This is a genomic window from Streptomyces sp. NBC_00572 (genome assembly GCF_026341815.1).
Lineage (GTDB): Bacteria > Actinomycetota > Actinomycetes > Streptomycetales > Streptomycetaceae > Streptomyces.
This window is the reverse complement of the sequence record NZ_JAPENX010000001.1, coordinates 6,381,362-6,404,890: the sequence shown is the minus strand read 5'-3', so window position 1 is coordinate 6,404,890 and position 23,529 is coordinate 6,381,362. Positions and strand designations below refer to the sequence as shown.

General features: G+C 72.8%; 14 protein-coding genes and 1 tRNA gene. 7 read left to right on the top strand and 8 right to left on the bottom strand.

Features of this window, described 5'->3' with window-relative positions:
- Window positions 1-34: 34 nt before the first annotated feature.
- From OG514_RS29150 to OG514_RS29140, 3 genes are all read right to left on the bottom strand, one after another.
- Window positions 35-4,870: a hypothetical protein gene (locus OG514_RS29150; RefSeq protein WP_266899913.1), complete on the bottom strand. Its 4,836-nt coding sequence runs from the start codon at window positions 4,868-4,870 to the stop codon at window positions 35-37.
- Between the two features lie 134 nt (window positions 4,871-5,004).
- Window positions 5,005-7,329: a hypothetical protein gene (locus OG514_RS29145; protein WP_266899911.1), complete on the bottom strand. Its 2,325-nt coding sequence runs from the start codon at window positions 7,327-7,329 to the stop codon at window positions 5,005-5,007.
- Between the two features lie 3 nt (window positions 7,330-7,332).
- Window positions 7,333-7,404: transfer RNA gene (locus tag OG514_RS29140), tRNA-Pro, on the bottom strand.
- A gap of 174 nt (window positions 7,405-7,578) precedes the next feature.
- On the opposite strand from OG514_RS29140, the gene OG514_RS29135 reads away from it, so the two are divergent.
- Window positions 7,579-8,604 (top strand): LacI family DNA-binding transcriptional regulator, encoded by a 1,026-nt coding sequence (locus OG514_RS29135; RefSeq protein ID WP_266899909.1) that lies wholly within the window; start codon window positions 7,579-7,581, stop codon window positions 8,602-8,604.
- An 85-nt stretch (window positions 8,605-8,689) separates the two neighbouring features.
- On the opposite strand, the gene OG514_RS29130 is transcribed toward OG514_RS29135, so the two are convergent.
- Complete coding sequence (locus tag OG514_RS29130; protein ID WP_266899907.1) at window positions 8,690-11,467, bottom strand: glycosyl hydrolase; 2,778 nt, start codon at window positions 11,465-11,467, stop codon at window positions 8,690-8,692.
- Window positions 11,468-11,772: 305 nt separating this feature from the next.
- On the opposite strand from OG514_RS29130, the gene OG514_RS29125 reads away from it, so the two are divergent.
- The 4 genes from OG514_RS29125 (at window position 11,773) to OG514_RS29110 (ending at window position 16,521) form a co-directional block, all read left to right on the top strand.
- Window positions 11,773-13,092 carry an ABC transporter substrate-binding protein gene (locus tag OG514_RS29125; protein WP_266899905.1) on the top strand — a complete coding sequence of 440 codons (1,320 nt, stop codon included), beginning with the start codon at window positions 11,773-11,775 and terminating at the stop codon, window positions 13,090-13,092.
- A gap of 267 nt (window positions 13,093-13,359) precedes the next feature.
- Window positions 13,360-14,199, top strand: coding sequence for a carbohydrate ABC transporter permease (locus OG514_RS29120; RefSeq protein WP_266901001.1), 840 nt, complete (start codon window positions 13,360-13,362; stop codon window positions 14,197-14,199).
- The gene (locus tag OG514_RS29115; protein WP_266899903.1) at window positions 14,196-15,062 is read left to right on the top strand and encodes a carbohydrate ABC transporter permease; all 867 of its coding nucleotides are present in this window, start codon (window positions 14,196-14,198) and stop codon (window positions 15,060-15,062) included. The genes OG514_RS29120 and OG514_RS29115 overlap by 4 nt, the downstream gene beginning before the upstream one ends.
- Before the next feature lie 52 nt (window positions 15,063-15,114).
- The gene (locus OG514_RS29110) at window positions 15,115-16,521 is read left to right on the top strand and encodes a GH1 family beta-glucosidase (RefSeq protein ID WP_266899901.1); all 1,407 of its coding nucleotides are present in this window, start codon (window positions 15,115-15,117) and stop codon (window positions 16,519-16,521) included.
- 76 nt (window positions 16,522-16,597) lie between these two features.
- Here the strand turns inward: OG514_RS29110 and OG514_RS29105 are convergent, their stop codons facing one another.
- The 3 genes from OG514_RS29105 to OG514_RS29095 form a co-directional block, all read right to left on the bottom strand.
- Complete coding sequence (locus tag OG514_RS29105) at window positions 16,598-17,311, bottom strand: hypothetical protein (protein ID WP_266899899.1); 714 nt, start codon at window positions 17,309-17,311, stop codon at window positions 16,598-16,600.
- A 155-nt stretch (window positions 17,312-17,466) separates the two neighbouring features.
- Window positions 17,467-18,837 (bottom strand): carbohydrate-binding protein, encoded by a 1,371-nt coding sequence (locus OG514_RS29100; RefSeq protein ID WP_266899897.1) that lies wholly within the window; start codon window positions 18,835-18,837, stop codon window positions 17,467-17,469.
- A gap of 155 nt (window positions 18,838-18,992) precedes the next feature.
- Window positions 18,993-19,928, bottom strand: a complete 936-nt coding sequence (locus OG514_RS29095; RefSeq protein ID WP_266899895.1) for a LysR family transcriptional regulator — start codon at window positions 19,926-19,928, stop codon at window positions 18,993-18,995.
- 224 nt (window positions 19,929-20,152) lie between these two features.
- On the opposite strand from OG514_RS29095, the gene OG514_RS29090 reads away from it, so the two are divergent.
- Window positions 20,153-20,827 carry a GPP34 family phosphoprotein gene (locus OG514_RS29090; protein ID WP_266899893.1) on the top strand — a complete coding sequence of 225 codons (675 nt, stop codon included), beginning with the start codon at window positions 20,153-20,155 and terminating at the stop codon, window positions 20,825-20,827.
- Window positions 20,828-21,153: 326 nt separating this feature from the next.
- Entirely contained in the window at window positions 21,154-22,491 is a 1,338-nt protein-coding gene (locus OG514_RS29085; RefSeq protein WP_266899891.1) for a hypothetical protein, read from the top strand.
- A 53-nt stretch (window positions 22,492-22,544) separates the two neighbouring features.
- On the opposite strand, the gene OG514_RS29080 is transcribed toward OG514_RS29085, so the two are convergent.
- Window positions 22,545-23,510, bottom strand: coding sequence for a DUF4232 domain-containing protein (locus tag OG514_RS29080; protein WP_266899889.1), 966 nt, complete (start codon window positions 23,508-23,510; stop codon window positions 22,545-22,547).
- Between the last annotated feature and the right edge of the window lie 19 nt (window positions 23,511-23,529).

Genomic DNA, 23,529 nt, shown 5'->3' with positions numbered 1-23,529 from the left:
ACCCGCCCGGGCGCGGGTGGGTCCTCCGGCCGCGTCAGACGCCCTGTCCCCGCTCGCGCTCCCACGCCTCCGCGAACATCTCGTGCAGCGGAGCCGTCGGCAGCACCCGTACGAACGGGGCCCGGATCTGGTTGCCGTACATCGGGCGCACCTGGTGGCTCGTCAGCTTCACCTTCTCCAGGGGAAGGTGCGGGGACTTCAGCTCGGTCCACTCGCCGGACAGGAACAGGGTCCGGCCCGCTCGCGCCCGCTTGGCCTCAAGGACCGCGCCGGTGGCGATGAGTTCCGCCCGGACCTCCGTGTGCCGCTTGGTCGTCCAGCCGTTCCACCTCCGCACGTTCCGGTCGGTGGGCGCGGCCAGCGTCGCGAGCTGGAGGTACAGCGCGGCGGCGTCCGTCCCGGCTCCGAGCTCCTCCGCCACGCGCGCGACCAGCTCCGGACAGGACTGCCGGGGGTCCGCCTCGTACGCGCCGTCCGGTACGGCTCCCGATGCCGCCCGGCGCATCATCCGGTCGAGTCCGCCACCGGCGAGCAGCGGCGCGAACCGGTCGAGCTCCTCGGCGAGGTCGGTGATCTCACGGACGCGACGCCATGCCTCGGGGTCGGCGACCTCGGCGGGCCGCAGGAAGGCGTCACCGCCGGGGACGCACACGATCAGCGGGCCGGAGTCGTACGCGGTCAGCGGAGGCATCTCCTTCTCCTCCTTCCGGCGGTCCAGCGACACGGGCAGCTGCGCGGGCCCGAACCGCTCGGCGATCGGCACCGTGGTGTCCTGAATGCGTCCGCCGGACAGTTCGACGAGCAGTTCCGGACGGGACAGTTCGGCCCGCAGGCGCTCGTACAGGGCCGTCGCGCCGGTCAACGCCGGGTCGCCGACGGGACGGTCGGTCCACGCCCAGACCAGCGCACTGGCGATCTCCCCGATCGCGAGGCCGACGGGGGTGCCGTAGGGCAGCTCGGGTCCCGCCGGCGGCAGGGCCCTCACTTCCACCCCCCGGCCGAACCGGGGCGCCGCGAGGTCCCAGTCGGCCGCGGGCACGGTCGCGTCCTCGGCGGCCTCGTAACCGCCCGCGAGACGTCGTGCCCAGACCTCGGAGAGGCCGAGGTCGGCCTCCAGGGTGTCGGCCGCCTCGTCGTGCACGGCGGGCAGCGTCCCGACCAGCTCCCGCCACACGCCGGCCATCCGCTCCACGGCCGCCTCGACCCCACCGGGCCGCCACAGCTCGGCCGGGTCCTCGGGCAGTGCGGCGGCCAGGACGGCCCTTCGCCCGGCTCCGCCGAGCCGCACGCGCAGCTTCTCGTACGCCTCGGCGGTCATCGGGCTCGCCTTGTACGGCGCCTTGCGGGCGAGGGAGCGGTCCGCGTCCCGGTCCCGGCGGCCGACCAGGCCGGCGATCACGAGCCGGGCCACGGGACGGCGTACGCCGGTCAGTTCGGCGAAACGCGCGGCCGCGGACTCCGGCACGGGGAGGGGTCCGTGCGCGTCGATCGCCGCGAGCAGCGCCCGCAGGCGGGCCGCGTCATCCCGCTCGACCCGGACGAGCCGCGCCTGGGCGGCCGCCACGGGCACGGGGTCGCCGCCCCTCTCCCCGGCGTCCGTCCCGTCGGCGTGCGTTCCGTCGGCGGCCGTCTCCTCGGCGGCGGTAGCGACGAACCAGGTGGCCTTCCCGCCGTCCCACACCGCGGCGGACGCGACGGCCGTACCACCCTCCCGCAGCGCGTCCAGGTCTTCGGCGTCGGAGGCGCGGCCGACCCACCACCGGCTGCCCGCGCGGGCGAACGGCTGGTCGGCCCAGGTCTCCAGGAACGCGCGCAGGGCGGCCCGCTCCGTGTCGGGCGTCGGTGCCACGGCCGCCCGCCAGGCCACGGCGTCGATCGTGCCGAGCAGCTGCGACCAGTCGTGCGGTGCGGCGGGCGGGGAGAGCCGCCGGACCTCCTCGACGATCGTCCCGGCCAGGCAGGCGCCGTCGGCGGCCAGCGCGCTCAGGGTCGCGGGCTGGGTGACGTCGGGGGTGCGCCGCCAGATGTCGTTCTTCCCGTCCACGACGAGACCGAACAGCGCGGGCATCAGCTCGGTGTCCGGGACGGCGCGGCTCGGCAGGACCGGCGGCGTCTCGGCGAGCAGCGTGACGCGCCGGTGCAGGGCGCGCCGTCGCTCCTCCACCCGGGCGGCCCGCCCGGCCACCGCCAGGACGGCTTCGACCAGGACCGGGTCGGTGACGTCCGGCAGCGTCCGTGCCACGGCGGCGCGCAGCGCCTCCGCGCTGTCGAGGGCGGCGGTCAGGAGCGTGTCCGCCGTCTGCTGTTCCACGGTCCGCAGCGCCTTGGACCCGGCCGCGTCCCTGGTCCTCAGCAGGTACCAGAAGGCGGGCGGCAGGGCCACGCCGAGGGACGTGGTGACCCGACGGTTCGGCTTCCCCCGGTGGTGGCGGGGCGAGTGGTGGCCGTCCAGCTCCCACAGCAGGACGCCGTCGGCGGTGTACGCGCGCACGCCCGTGCGGGTCTCCGCCTCGGCGAGGACCACGTCCTCCACGGCGCCCTCCGGCGGCGCCCAGAGTCCCCAGGGCTCCTGCCCCGGCCGGTCGATGTCGAACCGGGCCTTGCGGCCGTCGATGCTCTCCAGGAGGTAGTGGTCGGGCGCGTGGTCGCGGTGCCGGGTGCGGAAGAGCACGCGGGTCCCGACGAGCCCGTCCCGGCTGCCCAGCGGGGAGTCGGCCAGACCGGCGGGGAGCGGAGCCATCTGCAGGGCCTCGCGGGCGAGGGTCATGTCCGCCTCGGACGGCTCGACGGCCGGATCGGTGCTCGCGGGGCGGCCCGGGAAGTCCGGCAGGGGCGTGGCACCCTGCCGCGCGCCGGTGACGGGGTCGACGACCTCCCAGGGCTGCCGTCCGTAGACGGCGTTGGTCCAGATCCGGCTGCCGTCGCTCAGCTGCAGCTCGTCCCGGTCGACGCCCTCCGTGCCGCCCGGACGCGTCACCCGGAAGCCGCCGTGCCGCCCGCCCCCGTCGGCGGTCTCGAACTGGAAGCCGTAGGCCCCGTCCAGGCTGCCGCCGAAGGGCACGAGGCCGCCCAGCTCCTCCGGGGTGAACGGCTCCTCCGGCCGGTCCACCCAGAAGGCGGTGTCGCAGTAGTACGGGCTCGGCTTGACGCTCCAGCTGACGAGGAACGTGCCGCCGACGTAGTGGACGGCGAACATGGTCGCGTCCTCCGGCACCGTGAACCGGCAGGAGCCGCGCACCCCGTCCGGGTCGACGGCGACGGCGCGGTCGCGCCCGAAGACGGTCAGCACCGGCCAGGTGGACGTCACGCCCTCCACTCCGGGAAGCCCGGCCGCACCGAGCTCGTCGGCCTCGCCGTCCGCTGCCGGATCCCCGGTCGTGCCCATGGCGTCGGCCGCGAACTCCTCGTACACGGCCTCCAGCGCGGGCCAGGCCAGTTCCTCCGGCAGACCGGCCGCGAGCGAGCGGCGCAGGGCGCCACCGGCGGACGTGCCGGCGAGGGCGTCGACGATGCCGCCGAGCGCCGTCACCGTCGGCCGGTCGAGGAGGGTCTCCAGCTCGGTGACGGACTCCTCCGCTCCCGCCATTCCGCCGCCCCCGACGATGTCCACGAGCTTGCCGACCCGCGCGGCCACCTCGTGGGCGATGCCCTCGTTGCCGGGGAGCAGTGTGACGGCGGAACCGGGCTTGCGGGCGGGCGCGCCGTACCAGTTGGGCTTCAGGCCGGCGTGCACGGTTCCTTCGAGACGGGAGCCGAACACCGGGTCGGCGGCGAGGGCGGTGAGGTCCCGCCGGGACTTCTCGCCCCAGAAGCGCATCCGGGTCTCCGGTCCCGGGTCGACGACCGTGGCCCCGGCCGCCAAGAGGGCGTCGAGGACGTCCGCGTCGAAGCCCTGGTAGTGGTGCCGGGTGGTGTGGACGGTCACGGCGTCGTCCGTGGCCCGCAGGCGCGGCCCCAGCCTGCCGACGAGGTCGAGGAACTCGGGCGGCAGCTGCTGGCGCCCGACGCCGCCGCCGGACTGCTGCGCGTACTGGTACATGTGGACGAAGTGCCCGACCCAGCGGTGCAGTCCACCCTCCGGTACGAGCCGTCCGGCCTCCATCGCCTCCGTGGCGCCGCAGCCGATCAGCACGCGCAACCAGGCACCGCCGTCGGTGACCCCCTCGGGAAAGACGTCGAGGAATCCGGCGGCGACCTCCTCCGTCGGCGGATGAGCCGTCAGAACCGGCTCGGCGGCGATGAGGAGCGCGTCCGGCACCGACTTCTTCCGGGCGACCGACACGATGGCGGCCACCACGCGCGCGATCTCGTCGTCGCCGTGCCCGGCCGCCTTGGCGGAGGCCCGGACGCGGCGCACGAGGTCGGCCGGAAGATCGGCCTTCGACCCGGCCCAGGCGGTCAGGAACGCTCCGAGCGCGGCGTGTGCCTCGACGGGCTCCAGTGTCCCGGTCAGGAACTTCTGATGGGCACCGAACTCCTTGGCCGGCATGGCCCCGCCCGCGGCGAACAGCAGCCCGTTGGCCCGACGGTAGGCCGGATCCACGGGCAGCCCGTGCTCGGCCTCGGCGGCCCGCGCGGCCACGTAGGCGCGGCCTCCCGGCCGGCTCCCGTAACCGATCAGCCGGTGCCCGACGGTGTCCCAGAACCACGGCAGGTGCGCCGTCGGAAGCCGCCGCGCGCGCCACGCCATGGAGTCGACGAACGCACCGGGCTTGGTCCAGGTCCGACTGAGCTCGGCCCCCATGGCGTCGACCAGCTCACGTGTGGCCACGGAAGCATCGGGGTCGTGGAGGTCGACCCAGTCGGCGTACGTGGTCGAGACATGGGTCCTGCCGGTGGCGGGCAACAGAGCATCAAGCGAGGCGATCATGTCCTGGATCGTCGCACGCACCACTGACACCGCCCGAGGGGGCGGGTGTTCACCGCCGCGGAGGTCGCCGCCGGGGCGGGCTCACCGCCGATCCGCGCCGGCGGGGGTCGCGGGCCGCCCCCGCCGGAGAAGGCTCACCGTCGGCCCGGCCCCGCCGGCTCGGCACACAACCAGTGACGTCCCGTGGCGGTCCAGCCGGTGAGCCTGCGGGCCCGTCCGTCGTCGGCCGTACCGTCGGCGGCGAAGGACCCGCCGTCGGCGACCATCCGCAGACCCGCAAGGGCCGGTGCCAGCCGGGCGGCCACGTGCGCGGGGTGACCCGCCGCTTCCCCACGCGTCCAGGCCAGTACCCCGGCCGCCTCCCCCTCGTCGCACAGCGACAGGTGGAACAGCATCTGCCGCCAGGCGTACGCCGCGTCCTTGACCGTGCCGAGCGGGCGCTGTTCGTGGTGGGCCCGCCCCGTCAGACGGCACACCGTCACGAAGCAACGCCGTGCCAGGTCCGCCCAGCCGGTCGCGGGCGTGATGCCGACGCGGTGGACGAGGGTGGCGAGGTTGTGGGTCGTGAGGATCTGGGCCTGCTCGATCACCGTCCCGTTCGCCGCGACGCCGTAGAGGTCTCGCGCACCGGCCCGCTCATGGCACAGCACGGCGAACTCCCGTGCTTCCCGCGCGGTCCTCCGCCGGGGCTCCCCGACCGCGGGCCCGCCGTCGGCCAGGGCGAGGACGGCGGCGTAGTCGACGCCGTAGTACCGCTCGTACAGCGATCCGCCGCCGAGGAGCTCCCCGGCCACCACCGCGGCGGCCTGGAACTTCGGGCTGAAGGTGCCCATGAAGATGTCCGCGGCCAGTTCCTCGACCAGAGGGGCGTCCAGATCGGTCCGGCGGGCGAGCACGGCGAGTTCGCGGACGAGCGGGTTGGGCAGCAGCGTGCCGGGGAAGCCGTCCACGGCGACCTCGGCGAGGCGGCGCAGCGTCGTGTGGGCGGAGGCACGTACGCGCGTGTCCGAGGCCCGCTGTGCCGACACCGCGCGGACCCAGGGCAGTTCCTCGGGCCTGACCTGCCGCTCCAGATCGAGCATCAGGAGGGAGCGGCGGTTGCGGAACGCCCGGTAGGTGGCGGCCGTCAGCGCGCGCAGCGGCGCGTCCCGGTACGCCGTGGCGGTCTCGGCGGCGACGAGCTGGGGAACCAGTTCGGCCATCACCTCGGCGGAGGGCACCACGCCGAGCTCCACCAGGGTGTGGAGCGGCGCGCTCCGCGCGGCCTCGACCACGCGGCGGATCGCGGGCGGCAGGGCCGTCCCGGCGGGCAGGCCCGACCGCCGTTCCTCAGCGTCGGTCACCGGGGCGAGGAGCGCGGTCACGTCGGCCGCGCCGGTCTCCTGCGGGAGGCCGGACATCCGGTGGGCGACGAGGTGGGCGACGTCCCGGTGGGAGGGCAGCGCCGCGTGGGCCGCCCGGGCGACGCGTACCGCCGTGTGCCGTTCCGAGCCGGGCAGGCCCCTCTTGCGGACCATCGAGGCGACGGCGTGGCGCAGCAGCCCGAGCCGCCGCGCGTCGAGCTCGCGCCCGGCCGCCGTCTCCTCCAGGGCTCCGCGCAGGATCCCGGAGTTGCCCTTGGGGTCGCGGTGGCTGCCGCACAGGGTGTGCTCCCGGGCCAGGACCCGGTGGCGGTCGAGGAGGGCGGCGCCGCGCTCGTGCCACCCGCTGCCGGGTTCGCGGTCGAGGACCCGGTGGTCGGGGCCGGCCGTCTCCAGCCAGTGCGTGAGCAGTTCGTCCTCGAAGGGCCGCCAGACGGCCAGCGCCTCGCGCTGGGTCTCGACGGCGGTGTTCGGGCCGCGGGCGGCCAGCGTGGCCGCGGCCTGCGCGACCGTACGGCGGTGTACGGCTTCGGTGTCGGGCGCCGAGGCCGCGGTGGGGCGCGGGGTGAACCGCAGCGTGGCCGCGAACGGGCCTATCTCCCGGACGAGTTCGAGGGCCGCTTCGGATTCCCCGGCCCGTACGAGCCAGGCCACGGTGAGCAGCGCGGCCTCCTCGGGGACGGTCACCTCGTAGCAGGTGCTGTCGAGGAGGTCCCACAGCTCCGCGAGGCCCTCCTCGGTGACGCAGTGGGCGAAGAGGGATTCCCTGTCCTCGGGTACACCGGCTTTCCTGGCCGCCTCGGCCTCGTACGGCAGCAGCGGGCCGCCGGCGCGGGCGGCGCCCGTGGCGAAGCCCCCGTGCAGCACCTCCAGGGTCACCCAGGCGGGCAGACCTTGCGCCGGTGTGCGCGAGCCGATCCGCAGCGTGCCGGCGGCCATGCCGGTGAGTACGCGGCGCCAGCCGTCGGCCCGTTCCTCGGCACGCGCCCGCGTGGCCCGGTCGGCGTGGGTGAGCGCGGTGACGAAGGCTCGGGCCAGCTGCCCCTCGGCGTAGGAGCCCGACGTGATCGGTGGCTGCTTGTCAGCGTGAGTGTCCATAAGCCGACGTGGCGGGATCCGCCCCCGCGCCCTCCGGGTCCCGAGCCCGGTGCTCTGCTGCTGAGCTACACGTCGTAGGGCTCGGACGGTAGTCAGCCCTACCGGGACACGGCAACGAGGTTTTCCGGAGACGTTTCGGGCTGGGAGCGCTCTCAGAGCGTGGGGGCTACAGATATCCTGATCCGCACAAGAACGCACACCGCAGCCCGCACACCGCAGCCCACCCCACGCAGTCGAGGAGCGCCCGCCTTGCCCGAGCAGACCACGGGGCCCCGCCCCACGCTGGAAGCCGTCGCCGCTCGCGCCGGCGTGTCCCGCGCCACGGCCTCCCGGGTCGTCAACGGGGGCGCGGGCGTGCGTCCTCCGCTGGTCGAGAAGGTGCGCAGAGCCGTGGACGAGCTGGGCTACGTACCCAACCACGCGGCCCGCACCCTGGTCACTCGGCGCAACGGCGCCGTGGCGGTGATCATCGCGGAGCCGGAGTTCCGGATCTTCTCCGACCCCTTCTTCGAGCAGCAGGTGCGGGGCATCAGCCGGGAGCTCACCGCGCACGACACCCAGCTGGTGCTGCTGTGGGTGGAGGGTCCGGGAGATCACGACCGGATCGCCCGCTATCTCGGGGGCGGTCACGTCGACGGCGCACTGGCCTTCTCCCTGCACAACGACGACGCCTTGCCGGCCGTGATCGACCGGACCCGCATCCCGGTGGTCTTCGGCGGGCGGCCCGCTCCCGGCACGAGTCCGACCGTGCCGTACGTCGACTGCGACAACCGCGGTGGTGCCCGGGAGGCGGTACGGCACCTGGTCGACCTCGGGCGCGGGACCATCGCCCACATCTCCGGTCCGGACGACCAGACGTCCGCGCTCGACCGGATCCACGGTTACCACGACGTCCTCGTCGACGCCGACCCCGCCCTGTTGTGCCGGGGCGACTTCACGGAGGAGAGCGGTGCCCGTGCCATGGCCGAACTGCTCGACCGGCGGCCGGACGTCGACGGCGTGTTCGTCGCCAACGACCTGATGGCGTCCGGCGCGTTGCTGACCCTCCGGGAGCGCGGAGTGCGCGTCCCCGAGGACGTGGCGGTCGTCGGTTTCGACGACATGGACTCGGTGGTCCGCAGGACCTCCCCGTCCCTGACCACCGTGCACCAGGACATCGAGGGCATGGGGCGGCTGATGGTGAAGCTGCTCATGCGGCTGCTCGACGGGACCGGGCCGGAGGTCCCGGCGTCCGTGATCACGCCGACGTCGCTGGTGCGCCGCGACTCGGCCTGAGGAAGAGGTACGGCGGGTGTACGTGCCACGGTGGGCCCGGGTGGGGAGGAACCCGGGCCCACCATGGTGTTCGTCAGGGGATGCGTCAGTCGTAGGGGATGACCACCACCGACCGGTCCGTGCCCGTCTGGACGCGCGAGTCGCCGTTGCCGATCGCGCTCCAGACCTCCAGGCGGACCGTGCCGCCCGTCAGGTTTCCGAGCGTTCCGGTGGCGGACTTGAGGCCGCGGGACTGGGCGTACTCCTCCCAGCCGGTCACCGGGTCGGTGGCGAAGTAGTGGTACGTCTCCGTCCGTTCGAAGGTGCCGTCACCGGTGAGGTCGTAGCTGATCCGGGCCTGCTGGCCCAGCCCGACGGACGTGCCGGCGTCGAGCTGGAGGCGGAAGGCGGTGGAACCGCCCGCCTTCAGGGTGCCGTTGACTCCCCTGGCCTCGTAGACGACCGGCCGGTTGGGGGTGCCGTCGTAGTTGCCGCCCTGGGCCGAGAGGACGGTGTCGCTGCCCGCCGTGGCGCCGGTGGCCGTGGTGAGCGTGCCACCCGTGCGGAGCTGGAAGGTGTTGCCGGTGGACGGCTCCGGGTCCGGGTCGGGATCGGTGCTGCCCGTCCCCGTGCCGCTGGCGGTGGAACGTGCGGGCACGGAGAGCGACTTGCCGTCGGAGAAGGTGACGGTACGGGCGGTGGCGCCGTGGTTGTGGGCGACGTACGTCCGTGTGGTGCCCTTGGTGAAGACGGCGGAGGTGGGGATGGATCCGGTGACCGTCGCGTCGGGCGCGCCGAACGTGTCGAGTGCGGTGAGCCAGTGGTAGGTGTGGGCCTTGGACTCGCCCGCCTCCGGGGTGTAACCGGCGTTGCCCGCGTCCCACTTGGCCTTGGCCGCGGCCGGGTCGGCGAACGACTGGAACTCCCAGAGGATGTCGCGCCATTCGACGGCGGGGCCGGGGTTCTCGCGTTCCATCTCGGCGATGTTGCGCCGGACGGCGTCCTTGTGACCGCCGAGGTGGAGTGAACCGCCGGTCACCGGGAGGACGTTGATGCCGTGGATCTCCTCGGGGTTGGCCGTCCACCAGGTGGCGTAGGCGGCGCCGCTGCCCCACACCATGCCGGCGGTGTCGTGCTGGAAGGCGCCGGGGAAGACCTGCTGGTCGGCGTCGAACCAGTACTGGGCGATGGCCTCGCCCTCGGTGGTGAGCAGGTACGTGCCGAGGTCGCGGAGTTGGGTGTTGCCGGTGGCCGATCCCCAGAGGACGAGGGCGGCGCTGAGGTTGGTCGACTCGGAGGAGGACTCCTGGTTGTTTCCGGCGGCGAAGCCCTGGTGTCCGCTGGCCCAGCTGTGTCCGGCGTAGACGTCGAAGCCGCGGAGGAAGGGGAAGGCGGTGTCGGTGCGGCTGGGGTTGGCGGTGTCGCGGACCAGGGTCTTGACCATCGCGCCCCAGGCGGAGTCGGCGGCCCAGCCCGCGTCGTACTGGGCGACGATCGCGGCGGCGTACACGTAGTAGCCGTAGTGGAAGTGGTGGTCGTTGAGTTCGGTGTCGCTGCCGTAGGAGGCCGGGTAGCCGGTGAGGGTCTTCCAGGCCGTGTCGTACGAGAACTCGTTGGCGCCGCCGGCCGTGAACCAGTCCTGGAGCCGGCCCTTGATCTGACCGAGGAGCTTGTCGCGGAGCGCGGTCTCGCCGATCTGGTCGGCGAGCGGCACGAGCTGCGCGAGCTTGCCGAGCGCCTTGCCGGTCCAGTAGGTGTCGACGGCTCCGGAGAAGGGGTCCGCCGAGTTCGCGACCTCGTTCAGGTAGCCGCGCAGCCGGGCGGTGTCGACGCCGCTGTTGGCCGGCAGTCCGGGCAGGGTGGCGGCGGCCTTCTGGCTGGTGGTGAAGGAGGCCGACTCCCGCACCTTCATGGTGCCGCGGGGCGAGACGTAGGTGTACGGGGTGAGCGGGTCGGTGGTGTTCAGCCACTGGTGGCGGTAGAGCGCCTGGAGAGTGCCGCGCTCGGTGCCCTCCTTCGCCTCGGTGGTGAGGGCGTAGGTGGCGCGGACGGCGCCCGCGTCGTAGCTCCAGTTCACGGTGGATCCGGTGACGAAGCTGTAGGCGTACTTCCGGTAGGTGGCGAGCGCGTCGGTGGAGGGCAGGACGGCGACGGAGAAGTAGTCCTTGCCGCCGAGCCCCGCGGTGATGGTGGAGCCGGAGACGTTCCAGTCGGTGCCGGTGGGCGCGAAGAGCGCGTAGTGATGGCCGTCGACGGTGATGCCGAGGACGTTGCCCTGGTCGGCGAAGACGGCGGGCGCGGTGGCGGTGGTGATCCTCGCGTCGCCGCCGGTGCCCTTGGCGTACACGAAGGGCATGCCGTGGCCGATGGTGGTGCGCAGGGTGCGCGCGCCGTCGGACCAGTAGGGGGTGACGGTCCAGTCGGACCAGGCGTCGGCCCTGGTGTCGGGCGAGTTCAGCCCGGTGAGGCCGAGGGTGAGGTCGCGCTTGTGGGCGAACTCGTACTGGCGCCCGTCGCCGACGATGGCGGGGCTGGTCGGGTAGCCGACCTCAAGGCCGCCGGCGACGGCCTGGTAGGTGAGCGGGTGGCCGTACATGGGGGTGGAGTACGGGTTGTCCCCATAGCGCTGGAAGGCGAGGGAGGACCACCAGTCGTTGGTGGGGACCGGCTTGCCCTGGGCGGCGGGGGTGACCTTGGGGGTGACCGGTGCGCCGGTGTTGGTGGTGGGGCCGGAGGTACCGGCAGGGCGAGTGTCGGAGTAGCTTCCGGCGCCCGTGGGGACGGTTGCCGCGGCCGCGGGGGCGGCGGCGGGGCCGAGTCCCAGGGCTGCGAGCGCGGAGACCAGAACCAGCGCGGCGGCCGGTCTTGTGCGGGGGGCTGGCATGTACGGCACCTCATGTCGTCGCGACGAGTGGGGGCACGGAGCGGATGCGCGGGAATGGGGGGTGATGAGTGCACACCCCGAGAGAGCTCCGAACGAGCCGAGAGAGCGCTCTCAAGACGCCGGAAACGTAAAACCGCCGAAACACGTGTGTCAAGAGATTGAACACAGAGCGGAGTTGAGAGCGCGTCCCGTCCGTTACGCCTTCGAGGCTTGACGGATGGACCCGTTCACGGGCACGCTCCGACCGCACGCTTGAGAGCGCTCTCAGTCGCTCTCGCTCGTTCCGGAGCCAAGGGAGGCTTCCCATGCCCATCGCCCGAGCCGCCACCACGACCACCGCCAGGAGAGCCGTCGTCCGTCTGGGGGCGGTCGCGCTCACCGGAGCCCTGCTCGCGGCCTGCGGGGGTGCGTCGGACGACACGTCCACCGACGCCGCGGGAGGGAAGGTCACGATCACCGTCGACCTGTTCGGCTCCTTCGGATACAAGGAGGCCGGGCTGTACGCCGAGTACGAGAAGCTCCACCCCGGCGTCACGATCAAGCAGACCGACACCGAGGACGAGGCCGACTACTGGAAGTCCCTGCAGACCCGGCTCGCCGGCGGCGCGGGCCTCGCCGACGTGCAGGGCATCGAGGTGGGCCGCATCGCCTCCGTCACCCAGCAGCAGGCCGACCGGTTCGAGGACCTGAGGAAGTACGGCGCGGACACCCTCAAGGACCAGTTCGCCCAGGCCAAGTGGGCCGCCGCCACCGGCAAGGGCGGCGAGGTCCTCGGGCTCGGCACGGACGTCGGCCCCGAGGCCATGTGCTACCGCAGGGACCTCTTCAAGGAGGCCGGACTGCCGACCGACCGCGCCGAGCTCGCCAAGAAGTGGACCACCTGGGACGGATACCTGGCCCTGGGGAAGCAGTACAAGGCGAAGGCCCCCGGCAAGAATGCCTGGATCGACAGCACCGGCAGCCTCTACTCCATCATCATCGGGCAGGAGAAGGAGCGGTACTACGACGCCTCCGGAAAGCTCATCTGGGAGGACAACCCCGCCCTCCGCACCGCCTGGGACCACTCCGTACAGGCGGCCCAGGACGGGCTGAGCGCCAAGCTCGACCAGTGGTCCCCGCAGTGGAACCAGGCCTTCTCCGCCGGTTCCTTCGCCACCATCCCGTGCCCCGCCTGGATGCTCGGCTACATCAAGGGCCAGGCCGGCGAGGCCGGCAAGGGCAAGTGGGACGTCGCCCCGCTCCCCGGCGGCGCCGGTAACTGGGGCGGCTCCTACCTGTCGGTGCCGAAGGCGGCGAAGCACAAGAAGGAGGCGTACGAGCTGGTGAAGTGGCTCACCGCCCCCGAGCAGCAGACCCGGCTCTTCGAGAAGCAGGGCAACTTCCCCTCCGCCACGGGCGCGATCGAGAAGGTCGCCGGTGCGAAGGACCCGTTCTTCTCCGACGCTCCCATCGGGCAGATCTTCGGCGACGCGGCGAAGGCGGCCCCGGTGCAGGTGCTCGGTGTACACGACCAGAACATCGCGCAGCAGATCACGAACGCGCTGAGCGAGGTCGAGCGCAAGGGGACCTCGCCGGAGAAGGCCTGGTCGAACGCCAAGAAGGGCGTCGAGAACACCATCGGCTGACCCTCGCCGAGGAGAGTCCCCTCCTCACGCCCGTCTGCATGTCCTTCCTCACGCCCCTGCCCCGCCCTCCACGACTCCTCCCCTTTCCACGATTCCTCCCCGTTCCATGACTCCACCCGTTCCCCTCCGAAGGGCCGCGCCGTGACCCTCACCGCATCCGAGACGCCGGCCCCGCCGAAGCCGGTCCCGCCGCCCGCGCGGCGGGGGTCCGCCCGGCGGGCCTGGCAGACGTTCTCGCCGTACGCCTACCTCGCACCGTTCTTCACCCTGTTCGCCGCCTTCGGTCTCTTCCCGCTGATCTACACGGCCTTCGTCTCGCTCTACCGGGTGGAGCTCCAGACGCCCGGCGACATGGAGTGGCGCGGCCTCGGCAACTACACCGCGCTCCTCGGCGACGAGTACTTCTGGCTCTCGCTGCGCAACACGTTCACCATCGGTGTGCTCTCCACCGTGCCCCAGCTCGTCATGGCCCTCGGGCTCGCGCATCTCCTGAACTACAAGATGCGCGGCCGCACCTTCCTGCGGACCGCGGTCCTCCTGCCGTACGCGACCTCGGTGGCCGCCGCCACCCTCGTCTTCGCGCAGCTCTTCGGGCGGGACTTCGGCCTCATCAACTACGCGCTGAGCCTGGTCGGGATCGACCCCGTCGACTGGCAGAACGGCACGGTCGCCTCGCAGATCGCCGTGTCGACGGTCGTCATCTGGCGCTGGACCGGATACAACGCGCTGATCTACCTGGCCGGCATGCAGTCGATCCCGCATGAGTTGTACGAGGCCGCCGCGATGGACGGGGCCTCGCGGTGGCGGCAGTTCTTCCACGTCACGCTGCCGGGGCTGCGGCCCACGATCCTCTTCACCGTCATCGTCTCGACGATCGGCGCCACCCAGCTGTTCGGCGAGCCGCTGCTGCTCGAAGGCTCCATCTCGGGCGGCATCTCGCACCAGTACCAGACGCTCGGCCTGTACATGTACGAGCAGGGCTGGGGCTTCTTCCACCTGGGCCGGGCCGCCGCCATCGCCTGGGTGATGTTCCTGCTCATCGTGGTGCTCGTCGGGGTCAACGCCCTGATCGCGCGCCGCCGTTCCCGCAAGGAGGCCGGCCGATGACCGCGCCCATCGCCGCCGCGACGCGAGGCCCCTCCCGGGCGGGCCGCACCCTGCACGCGGGTCCGCTCGCGTACGGCATCCTCATCGTCGCCGTCCTTTTCTCCGCCTTCCCCTTCTACTGGACGATCGTCGCCGCGAGCCGCTCCAACGCCGACCTGGCGAACGTCTCGCCGACGCTGGTGCCCGGCCCGAACCTGATCCGCAACTTCGAGGCGGTCCTCGAAGAGGCGGACATCGGCAAGGCACTGCTCAACTCCCTCATCGTCTCCGGCTCGATCACCCTCGGCACCGTGCTGTGCTGCACGCTCGCCGGCTTCGCCTTCGCCAAGCTCCGCTTCCGGGGCCGGGGAGCTCTTCTGGCGATCACCGTGGGCACGATGATGATCCCGCCGCAGCTGGGGGTGATCCCGCTGTTCATGCTGATCGCCGAGCTGGGCTGGGTGAACCAGCTCCAGGCCGTGATCCTGCCGGGCCTGGTGTCCGCGTTCGGGGTGTTCTTCATGCGCCAGTACCTGGTGCAGACCCTGCCGGACGAGCTGATCGAAGCCGCCCGGGTGGACGGTGCCTCCACCGCCCGGATCTTCTGGTCGATCGTGGTGCCGATCGCCCGGCCCGGTATGGCCGTCCTCGGCCTGCTGACCTTCATGGCCGCGTGGAACGACTTCTTCTGGCCGGTCGTAGCCCTCACCTCCTCCGAGCCCACCGTCCAGGTGGCCCTGCGCCAGCTCGGCGGCGGATACGTCCACGACCAGTCCGTGATCATGGCGGGCACGCTGCTCGGCACCCTCCCGGTCCTGCTGGTCTTCGGTCTGCTCGGCCGGCAGATCGTCGGCGGCATCATGCAGGGCGCGGTCAAGGGCTGACCCGTCCCCTCCCCCACACACACGACGACTCACTCCAGGGAGTTCCCACCCCATGACCGCGCTCGACGCCCGTACCGGCACCACGAACGTCCTCCGGTTCCCCGAGGGTTTCCGCTGGGGCACCGCCACGGCCGCCTACCAGATCGAGGGGGCGGCGGCCGAGGACGGCCGTACCCCCTCCATCTGGGACACCTTCAGCCGTACGCCCGGCAAGGTGCGCAACGGCGACACCGGCGACATCGCCGCCGACCACTACCACCGGGTCGACGAGGACGTCGAGTTGATGCGGCGGCTCGGCGTCACCGACTACCGCTTCTCGATCTCCTGGCCCCGGGTGCAGCCCACCGGGCGCGGTCCCGCCGTGCGCAAGGGCCTGGACTTCTACCGGCGTCTCGTCGACCGTCTCCTCGCCGTCGGCATCCGCCCCGTGGCGACGCTCTACCACTGGGACCTGCCCCAGGAGTTGGAGGACGCGGGCGGTTGGCCGCATCGGGAGACCTCGTACCGGTTCGCCGAGTACGCGGGCATCATGGCGGACGCGCTCGGCGACCGGGTGGCGACCTGGACCACGCTCAACGAGCCCTGGTGCGCGGCCTTTCTCGGCTACGGCAACGGCGTGCACGCCCCGGGCCGTACCAGCGCCCTCGCCTCGCTGCGCGCCGCCCACCACCTCAACCTCGCGCACGGCCTCGCGGCGCGCACCCTGCGCGGGTCGCTGCCCGGCGCCGCGGAGGTGTCGCTGACACTCAACCTCCATGCGGTACGGGCCAGTTCGCAGTCCCCCGAGGACCTGGACGCGGCTCGTCGTATCGACGCGGTCGGCAACCGCATCTTCCTCGACCCCGTCTTCCACGGACGGCTCCCGGCGGACCTGGTCCGCGACACGGCCTCGGTCACGGACTGGTCCTTCGTGCAGGACGGCGATCTGGCGACCGCGGCCGCGCCGATCGACTCGCTCGGCATCAACTACTACTCCCCCTCGGTCGTCGGGGCGGGCACGTCGGAGTCGCCCTCGCCCTGGGCGGGTGCGGAGCGGCACGTCCGGTTCGAGCCGGCGCCCGGGCCGCGTACGGCGATGGACTGGCCGGTGGACGCGGACGGACTCCACGAGCTGCTGATCCGCCTGCGGGACGAACTGCCGAACGTACCGCTGGTGATCACCGAGAACGGTGCGGCGTACGACGACTACGCCGACCCGTCGGGCCAGGTGAAGGACCCGGAGCGCGTGGCGTACCTCCACGCCCATCTGGCGGCGGTGCACCGCGCCCTCGCGGACGGGGCCGACGTTCGCGGGTACTTCCTGTGGTCGCTCCTGGACAACTTCGAGTGGGCGTACGGCTACAGCAAGCGGTTCGGCATCGTGCACGTGGACTTCGCGACGCAGCGCCGGACGCTGAAGGACAGCGCCCGCTGGTACGCGGAGGCCATCGCGCGAGGGGGCCTCGAAGAGAAGGTCTGAGGAGCCGTACGGCTCCCGAATCCGATGCCGGCCGTGACTCCGGTGGCGGTCGGGGTCGGAGTCCCCGGCCCCGGGCCTACCTCCGCAGCGCGCCGGTGGCGAAGGACCGGGTCCACGGGACGGCCGAGTCGATGGGGACGTACTGGTCGTCCGCCGGGAAGAAGTCGACGACGCCCGCCGCCCCGTAATTGGCCCAGAAACAGGTGGTCATGGGGAAGGTGTCGGTGACGTTCTGCCGGCACTTCACGACGAGGGAGCTGTCCGTGACGGTCTTGGCCTCGCCGGTGAAGTTGCGGCCGTAGCCCGTCGCCTGCTCCACGGACGCGTCGAAGATCCTGTTCAGCGCCGCGGTGGGGTCCGCCACATGCTCGTACAGGTTGGTCCTGGCCGTGAACATGGGGGCCGAGGCGGACATCGTGCCCTTGCGGAGGACGTTGCGCGGGCTGCCGAAGCAGGACACCTCGTCGGCGACGTCCTGGCTGTCGCCCTCGATCTCCTTGAGGTCGTCGTCGCCGGTGACGCTCATGTCGAGGTCGCTGCCGTAGTGGAAGCCGCCGTCGCCCTCGTCGCACACGAGGCCTTCCAGCGCCGGGACGGCGATGGCGGTGTAGCGGGTGCCGGGGTCGGCGGCGAGCTGCTCGGGGGACGGAGTGGTCTCGCCCTCTCCTCCGGCGGCGGGTTGTTCCGCCGAAGCCTTCCCGGCCGATGGCCTGACGTCCGAGGGCTTCGCGTCCGACGGCTCGGCACCGCCGCATCCCACGACCGCCGACGCCAGAGCCGCCACGGCCACGACTGCCCGAATCCTTCTCATGTGCCGACTCCCCCGCGAAGTAGCGCTGCCCCTCAGATGATCATCAAGATCGCGGCGATCATACGGGCAGTCGGAGGGGGTGCCGCGACACCCCCCTCGGGTACGCGGCACCCCCGGTCACTATTCGGCCAGGGTCACAGGCGCTGCCAGAGCGCCGGGACGTTCGGCGGCTGCCAGCCGGCCTGGGCCTGGTGTCCCTGGAGACAGCGGTAGCTCGCGCCGCCGTACGTGACGACATCACCGGCCACGTAGACCTTCCCGGCCGCCCAGGTGCCGCCCGGCTCCGGCTCGCCAGGGCCGGGACCCGGGTCGGTGCCGGTGGTCTTCAGGGTGAGGCCGTAGGTCTGGAGCAGCGGATTCAGTGGCTGGAAGAAGGTGGTACCGCCGCTGGAGCAGTTGCCGGAACCGCCGGAGGTCACGCCCTGGGCCTGATTGCCGGAGATGTACGAGCCTCCGGAGTCGCCGGGTTCGGCGCAGACCGTCGTACGGGTCACCCCGGAGATGGTGCCCTCGGGGTAGGTGACGCTCGTGTTGTGCTGCTGCACGGTGCCGCAGTGCCAGCCGGTGGTCGAGCCGGAGCGGCACACGGAGGAGCCGACCGGCTGCAGGACCGAGCCGGTCACCTGGACGTTCGCGCCGCCGGAGCCCTTGACGTACGGGGTCGAGGCCCAGTTGGCGTTGGCGGCGACCCAGGCCATGTCGTTCCCGGGGAAGACCGAGCCCTGGAAGCTGCCCTGAGCCACCTGGTTGAACCCGCTGGTGGTCGTGCCCGCGCGGCCGCAGTGGCCGGCGGTGGCGAAGCCCTGCGTGGTGCCCCGCGTCACCGGGAAGCCGACCGAGCAGCGCCCGCCGCCACCCATGTAGTACGCGTCGCCGCCCCGGATGTCGTACAGCGGGCGGGGTGCCTGACCGCTGCGGACGACGCGGACCAGCTCGCGCGGCACGCCGGTGGCCCGCACGAGTTGCGCCCCGGCACCCGCCCTGGTCTCCTCCACGACCAGGACGTTGGCGCGGACGTCGACGTAGCGGACGGGCGCCTCCGTGGTCGCGGACCGGTCCAGGGTCTCCTTGGCGCGCTCCAGAACGGTCAGACCGTGCGTCACGAGCCGGGCACGCGCGCCCGTGGCCCGTATCGCGGCCGTGTCGGCGGCGCGGGTGGTGGCCACGGTCAGGGTGTCGGCCTCGGCGCCGTCCACCCAGGCACCGGCGAAGGCACCGCCCAGGTCCTGGCGGAGCCGGGCGGCGGCGGCACCGGCCTCCGCCTCGTTGGCGAGACGGGTGAGGGCCTGGGAGCGGGTGAGTCCCAGGTCGCGTCGCATGGCGTCGAGCAGCTCGGGCCGGGCGGAGTCGGCGCCGAGTGTCCGGGCGGCGGTCTTGACGGCCGCGGCGCGGTGCGGGCCCCGGGCGTCGGGGGCCGCGGCGGCGGAACCGGCCTGGAGCCCGGCCAGCGCCATTCCGGCGGCGACGAGGGCGGTACACGCCGCGCGGGCGTGTCGTCGGAGCATGGGGGTCTCCTCGGTTCTGGGTTCTCTGTTCCGGCTGGGATCTGACCCGGGTGGGGATCCGACCCGCGTAGGGGTCCGACCCGGGTGGGGATCTTCTGGAACCGTAGGAATCGGAACGAGGAGACGGCAGCTGCCAGTTGGCCCCTGCCATCGCGTTATGCCCGGGGCGCCGGCGCGGGCATCCGTCCCGCGCTGGTCGCGAGCGCCTCGGCGTGGGCGGCCCGGGTGTGGCCGAGGACGGCGGCGGCCCGGGAGGCCGCGCGCCCCTCGGGATGCCAGCCGAGCAGGTGCCGCCACATCAGCGGGGCACCGGCGAGGGGGCGGGTGACGAGGCCCGGGGTGACGGGGAAGGTGGCCCGGCACAGCCCGACGGCCCGGCCGACCTGCACCAGGTGTACACAGGAGGCGGTGTCCGTCTCGTACACACAGGCCGGAGTGAATCCCGCCCGTACGCAGGCGGCCGCGAAGCAGTCGCCGAAACAGCCGTCGCCCGGTACGTCGGTCCAGGCCTCCGCCGCCAGCTCGGCCAGGTCGATCTCGGTGCGGGGCGCGAGCGGATGGTCGGCGGCCAGCATCACGTACACCGGATCACGGGCGACCTCCGTCCACACGAGCCGTCCCGACTCGGGCGGACCGCTCTCCCCGCAGACCCCGACCAGGGCGAAGTCGAGGCGGCCGTCGGCGACAGCACCGGCGACCTCACGCTCCGACCACGACGTGTACGTGCTCACCGGGGCGCCGGGGTCGTGTCGCGCGATGCGATCGACGAGGCCGCCGAGCAGCGGGCCGTGGGTGCCGCCGAGCCGATAGCCCTCCGTACCGCCCCGCGCGAACCGCACCGCCTCCTCCTGCAGCTCGCACACCGCGGGCAGTACGACCCTTGCCCGGTCGAGCACCAGATCGCCGAGCGCCGTGGCCCGCACGCCCTCCCGTCCGCGCTCGAACAGGGCTCCGCCCAGGGCCCGTTCGATCCGCTTGAGCTGGGCACTGAGCGCCGGCTGCGCGAGCCCGAGCGCGGTCGCGGCACGCGTGAGGCTCCCGGCGTCCGCGATGGCCCGGATCGTCTTGAGGTGCCGTAACTCCAAGTCCATGTCGAGAGCTTGACGCCCCTGCCCGCTGCGGTCCAGACCAAAGCGCCCCGGAGTACCTCCGCCCGGACGGAATGACGCAGGTCACGCCGGGCGGCGGCCCGCTCCGGGGAACCGTCGAGGTGCGCCGGTCGTCCTCAGGGGCGAAGGGTGCCAGGTGGGCGGTCGACCGTCCGGTGGCACCGCACACGCACGCATGCGCGCATGCGGAAGATAAGGGGTACCGGGTGGCGGTCACGCTCGCGGAGGAGATCATGCTGCTGTCCCTGGACGACGTGTCCGGGGTGGCGAAGGAACGGCAGTCCGCCGCGTGGGCCGTCGCGGGCGGCATCCTGCTCGATCTCGTGCTGGCGGGGCGCGTGGCGGTCGACGACGGGCGGCTGCGGGTGACGGACGCGACGCCCACCGAGGTGCCGCTGCTGGACGAGCGACTGCGGCGGGTGGACGCCTGGTGCGCGAAGAAGGACAAGGCCCCGAAGGTCACCGAGTGGCTGACGAAGGACCACTCCAAGGCCGTGAAGGCCACGGTCGAGAGCCTCCGCGAGCGCGGCCTGATACGTGAGGAGCGGCAGAGGGTGATGGGCCTCTTCCCCGTCGCCCGCTATCCGGAGGCCGACGGCTCCGTCGAACGCGAGCTGAGGGCCAGGTTGCACGCGGTACTCGTCACCGGCCCCACCCACCAGGCCCGCACCACGGGACTCCTCGCCCTGATCCACGGCGCCAAGCTCCACCGCCTCGCTTTCCCCGACCTGCCGCGCAAGGAGGTCGCGTCCCGCCTGGACGAGCTCACGGCCGGCCAGTGGGCCGCGGAGGGCGTACGCCGGGCGATCCGGGACATGCAGGCGGCGATGCTCGCGGTCACGGCTGCCACGGCGGCCACGGCGGCCACGTTCACCAGCTGAACGCCGTACGGGCCCCGGCGTCCTCACCGGCCCGGCCGGGCCGCTGCTCCCCGAGTCGGCCCGGGAAGGACCCGGGGCCGGCCCCCACGGCCCGCCCCGGGTCCGGCACCACTCTCCCAACCGCCACTCACGTCTGGCTCACGTTCCGCTAACGCGGACGCCGTCGCTCCGCCCCACCGGCGTGCGGGCCCTTCGTGTTCCCCGCCCCACCGGCGCTCCGGCTCCCTCTCCGTGTTTCCCGGCACGCCGGCGGGCCGCGCGGTAGGCTGCTCGCCTTTCCGAACACGTACCCGATTCCTTTTCCTTCAGGGAAGCGAGCGACGCAGATGACCGATCTGAGCCGGACATACGTGGACGAGTGCCTGCGCGGGAACCTCGGGCTCGCCGGGGCCGTGGCGCGGGCCGAGCTGCCCCCGGCCTTCGAGGAGGCGTGGCGCGCGCACTTGCTGCCCCGGCCGTGGTTCGTACGGGCCGCCGAGACGGCCGCCTTCGCCCGCGACCTGGAGGGGCTCTTCGACCTCCTCGTGTCGCTGCCGCTCCGGCTCTTCGACGGCGACCTCGACCGGTACGCGGCGGAGGTCGGGATCGAACCCGCGCTCGCGGCACTGTTCCGGCGCGGAGGATCCGGTGTCCCCGCCAAGTTCGGCCGCGCGGACGCGTACCACGACGGCACCTCCTTCAAGCTCCTGGAGTTCAACCTCGGCAGCGAGGTCGGCGGAGTCGACATGGCCGTGTTCAACCAAGGGCTTTTGCGGGTCCCGGAATTCGCCGACTTCGCGCGCGTGCACGGGCTCGGTCATGTGGACATCGCCGCGCGGACGGCCGCTGTCCTGCGCGACCGCGCCAGGCCGGCGCTGTCCGGTGACCGGGAGCCCGTGGTCGGGCTGATCGAGGGCCGCGGGGGCATCGGCCCGTACGGAAGGCTGATGCGCGCCACGGTGGAGGCGATGGCCGAGCAGGGCCTCGACGTCCGGACCGGCGAGATCGACCACGTACGCACGGGGCCCGACGGCAAGCTCACGCTGGACGGCACCCCTCTCGACCTGGTCCTGCGGAACTTCGCGGCGAGTCAGCTGCTCGAAGACCCGGAGGGCCCGGACGTGGCGGAGCCGTTCTTCCGCGCTCACGAGGCGGGCAGGACCGTGCTCTTCACCTCACTCGAAAGCGGCCTCTACTCGAACAAGAGCGCCCTCGCCCTGCTCACCGACCCCCGCTGGAGCGGTTCCTTCGACGCCGACGAGCGGGCCCTGGTCGAACGGGTCCTGCCGTGGAGCCGTACGCTGCGTGCCTCCGGTCCCGCCGAACTCGTCGACCTCTGCCGGGAGCGGAGGGAACGGCTCATCCTCAAGCCGAGCGCCGGGTACGGCGGTCTGGACACCTATGTCGGCTGGGAGTCCACCGCCGCCGACTGGGACAAGGCGCTGCGGATCACCGTGGAGCGCGGCGGATACGTGGCGCAGGAGCGGGTGGTACCGCGCCCCGAGCCGGTGTACGACCCGGAGACCGGTTCCGTCGACGACTGGATCGCGGCGCTCGGCATCTTCCTCACCGACGAGGGGTACGCGGGCACGCACGCGCGTGCCAACCGCGCCGACGGGGGCGCGATCGTCGGCATGAGCAGCAACCCGGACACTCGGATGGTGGGCGTGTTCTCGCATCCGTGACGCGAGGGGGCGGGAGGCGCGGGGAGGAGCAAGCGGAAGAAGAACGGCTCGGATCAGCCTCCCCCGGCCTGTTCCCCGTCCTTCTTCCAGGGCCCGACGCCGAGTTTCCCCGTCGTGCCGAGGTCCAGCTCGGGGGTCACGGTCACCGGGGCGGCGCCCGGCTTCGCCCACACGCGCGCGTAGGGGGCGTTCACGGGATCGCCGACTCCCCCTTCGACGGTGTTGCGCCAGACGAGGCCGGCGTGGGCGCGCTCGCCCGGCTCCAGTACCAGCTGCTGCGGCGGGCCGTCGGCCCCGGTGCCCCCGGCGACGGCGTCGCCGCCCTGGACGATCGACACGCCGTCGACGCGCTCGTGGTCCTCGTCGCGGATCTCGACCCGGGGGTAGCCGTTGAGCCGGTACGACCGGGTGCCGCAGTTCTCCAGGTGGAGGCCGACGACGCGCAGCCCCATGGCCGCGTCGCCCTCATCCGCGTACACACGCACCCCCGTGGGCGGACAGGTGCCGCCGACGCTCGGCGTCTCGGCGGTCGGGAAGCTCCGCACCTTCACGATCCGGGCCTGCACCTTGCCGACCGCGTCCGGGGAGAGCCGCCCGGTGGCGGTGACCGTGCGCCGGACGGTCCGGCCGGGGGCGACGGTCTGGACGGTGTCGTCGACGTTGACGAGCGCCTGGCCGGATTCCGAGACGAATCCGACCGTGACGACGTAGGTGAAGGGCTCGGTCTCCCGGCTGGTGACGGAGTACACGGCGCAGGAAGGTGCACCGGCGGAGGCGCCTCCGCCGGTCCCGATGATCGTGACGCCGTCCTGAGCCGGGGAGGCGGACGCCCCCGGTATGTCGGCCTGCGGTACGTCTGCGCTCTCGGCGGGACTCGCCCCGGGCCCGCACGCGGGCGGTGAGGCGCTGCCGGCGGCGGCAGCCCCCTGCCGCTCGGTCCCGCAGGCGGTGAGGGTGACCAGAAGGAGTCCGGCGACGGCGGCGGGGAAGGTATGACGGGCGAGGCAGGCGTGACGCATGGGGGAATTTGATCAGACC

Bases quoted from the DNA above. Each gene is read 5' to 3' on its own strand.
- OG514_RS29150 (WP_266899913.1), bottom strand. From the start codon at position 4,870: ATGATCGCCTCGCTTGATGCTCTGTTGCCCGCCACCGGCAGGACCCAT.
- OG514_RS29145 (WP_266899911.1), bottom strand. From the start codon at position 7,329: ATGGACACTCACGCTGACAAGCAGCCACCGATCACGTCGGGCTCCTAC.
- OG514_RS29130 (WP_266899907.1), bottom strand. From the start codon at position 11,467: ATGCCAGCCCCCCGCACAAGACCGGCCGCCGCGCTGGTTCTGGTCTCC.
- OG514_RS29125 (WP_266899905.1), top strand. From the start codon at position 11,773: ATGCCCATCGCCCGAGCCGCCACCACGACCACCGCCAGGAGAGCCGTC.
- OG514_RS29115 (WP_266899903.1), top strand. From the start codon at position 14,196: ATGACCGCGCCCATCGCCGCCGCGACGCGAGGCCCCTCCCGGGCGGGC.
- OG514_RS29110 (WP_266899901.1), top strand. From the start codon at position 15,115: ATGACCGCGCTCGACGCCCGTACCGGCACCACGAACGTCCTCCGGTTC.
- OG514_RS29100 (WP_266899897.1), bottom strand. From the start codon at position 18,837: ATGCTCCGACGACACGCCCGCGCGGCGTGTACCGCCCTCGTCGCCGCC.
- OG514_RS29095 (WP_266899895.1), bottom strand. From the start codon at position 19,928: ATGGACTTGGAGTTACGGCACCTCAAGACGATCCGGGCCATCGCGGAC.
- OG514_RS29085 (WP_266899891.1), top strand. From the start codon at position 21,154: ATGACCGATCTGAGCCGGACATACGTGGACGAGTGCCTGCGCGGGAAC.
- OG514_RS29080 (WP_266899889.1), bottom strand. From the start codon at position 23,510: ATGCGTCACGCCTGCCTCGCCCGTCATACCTTCCCCGCCGCCGTCGCC.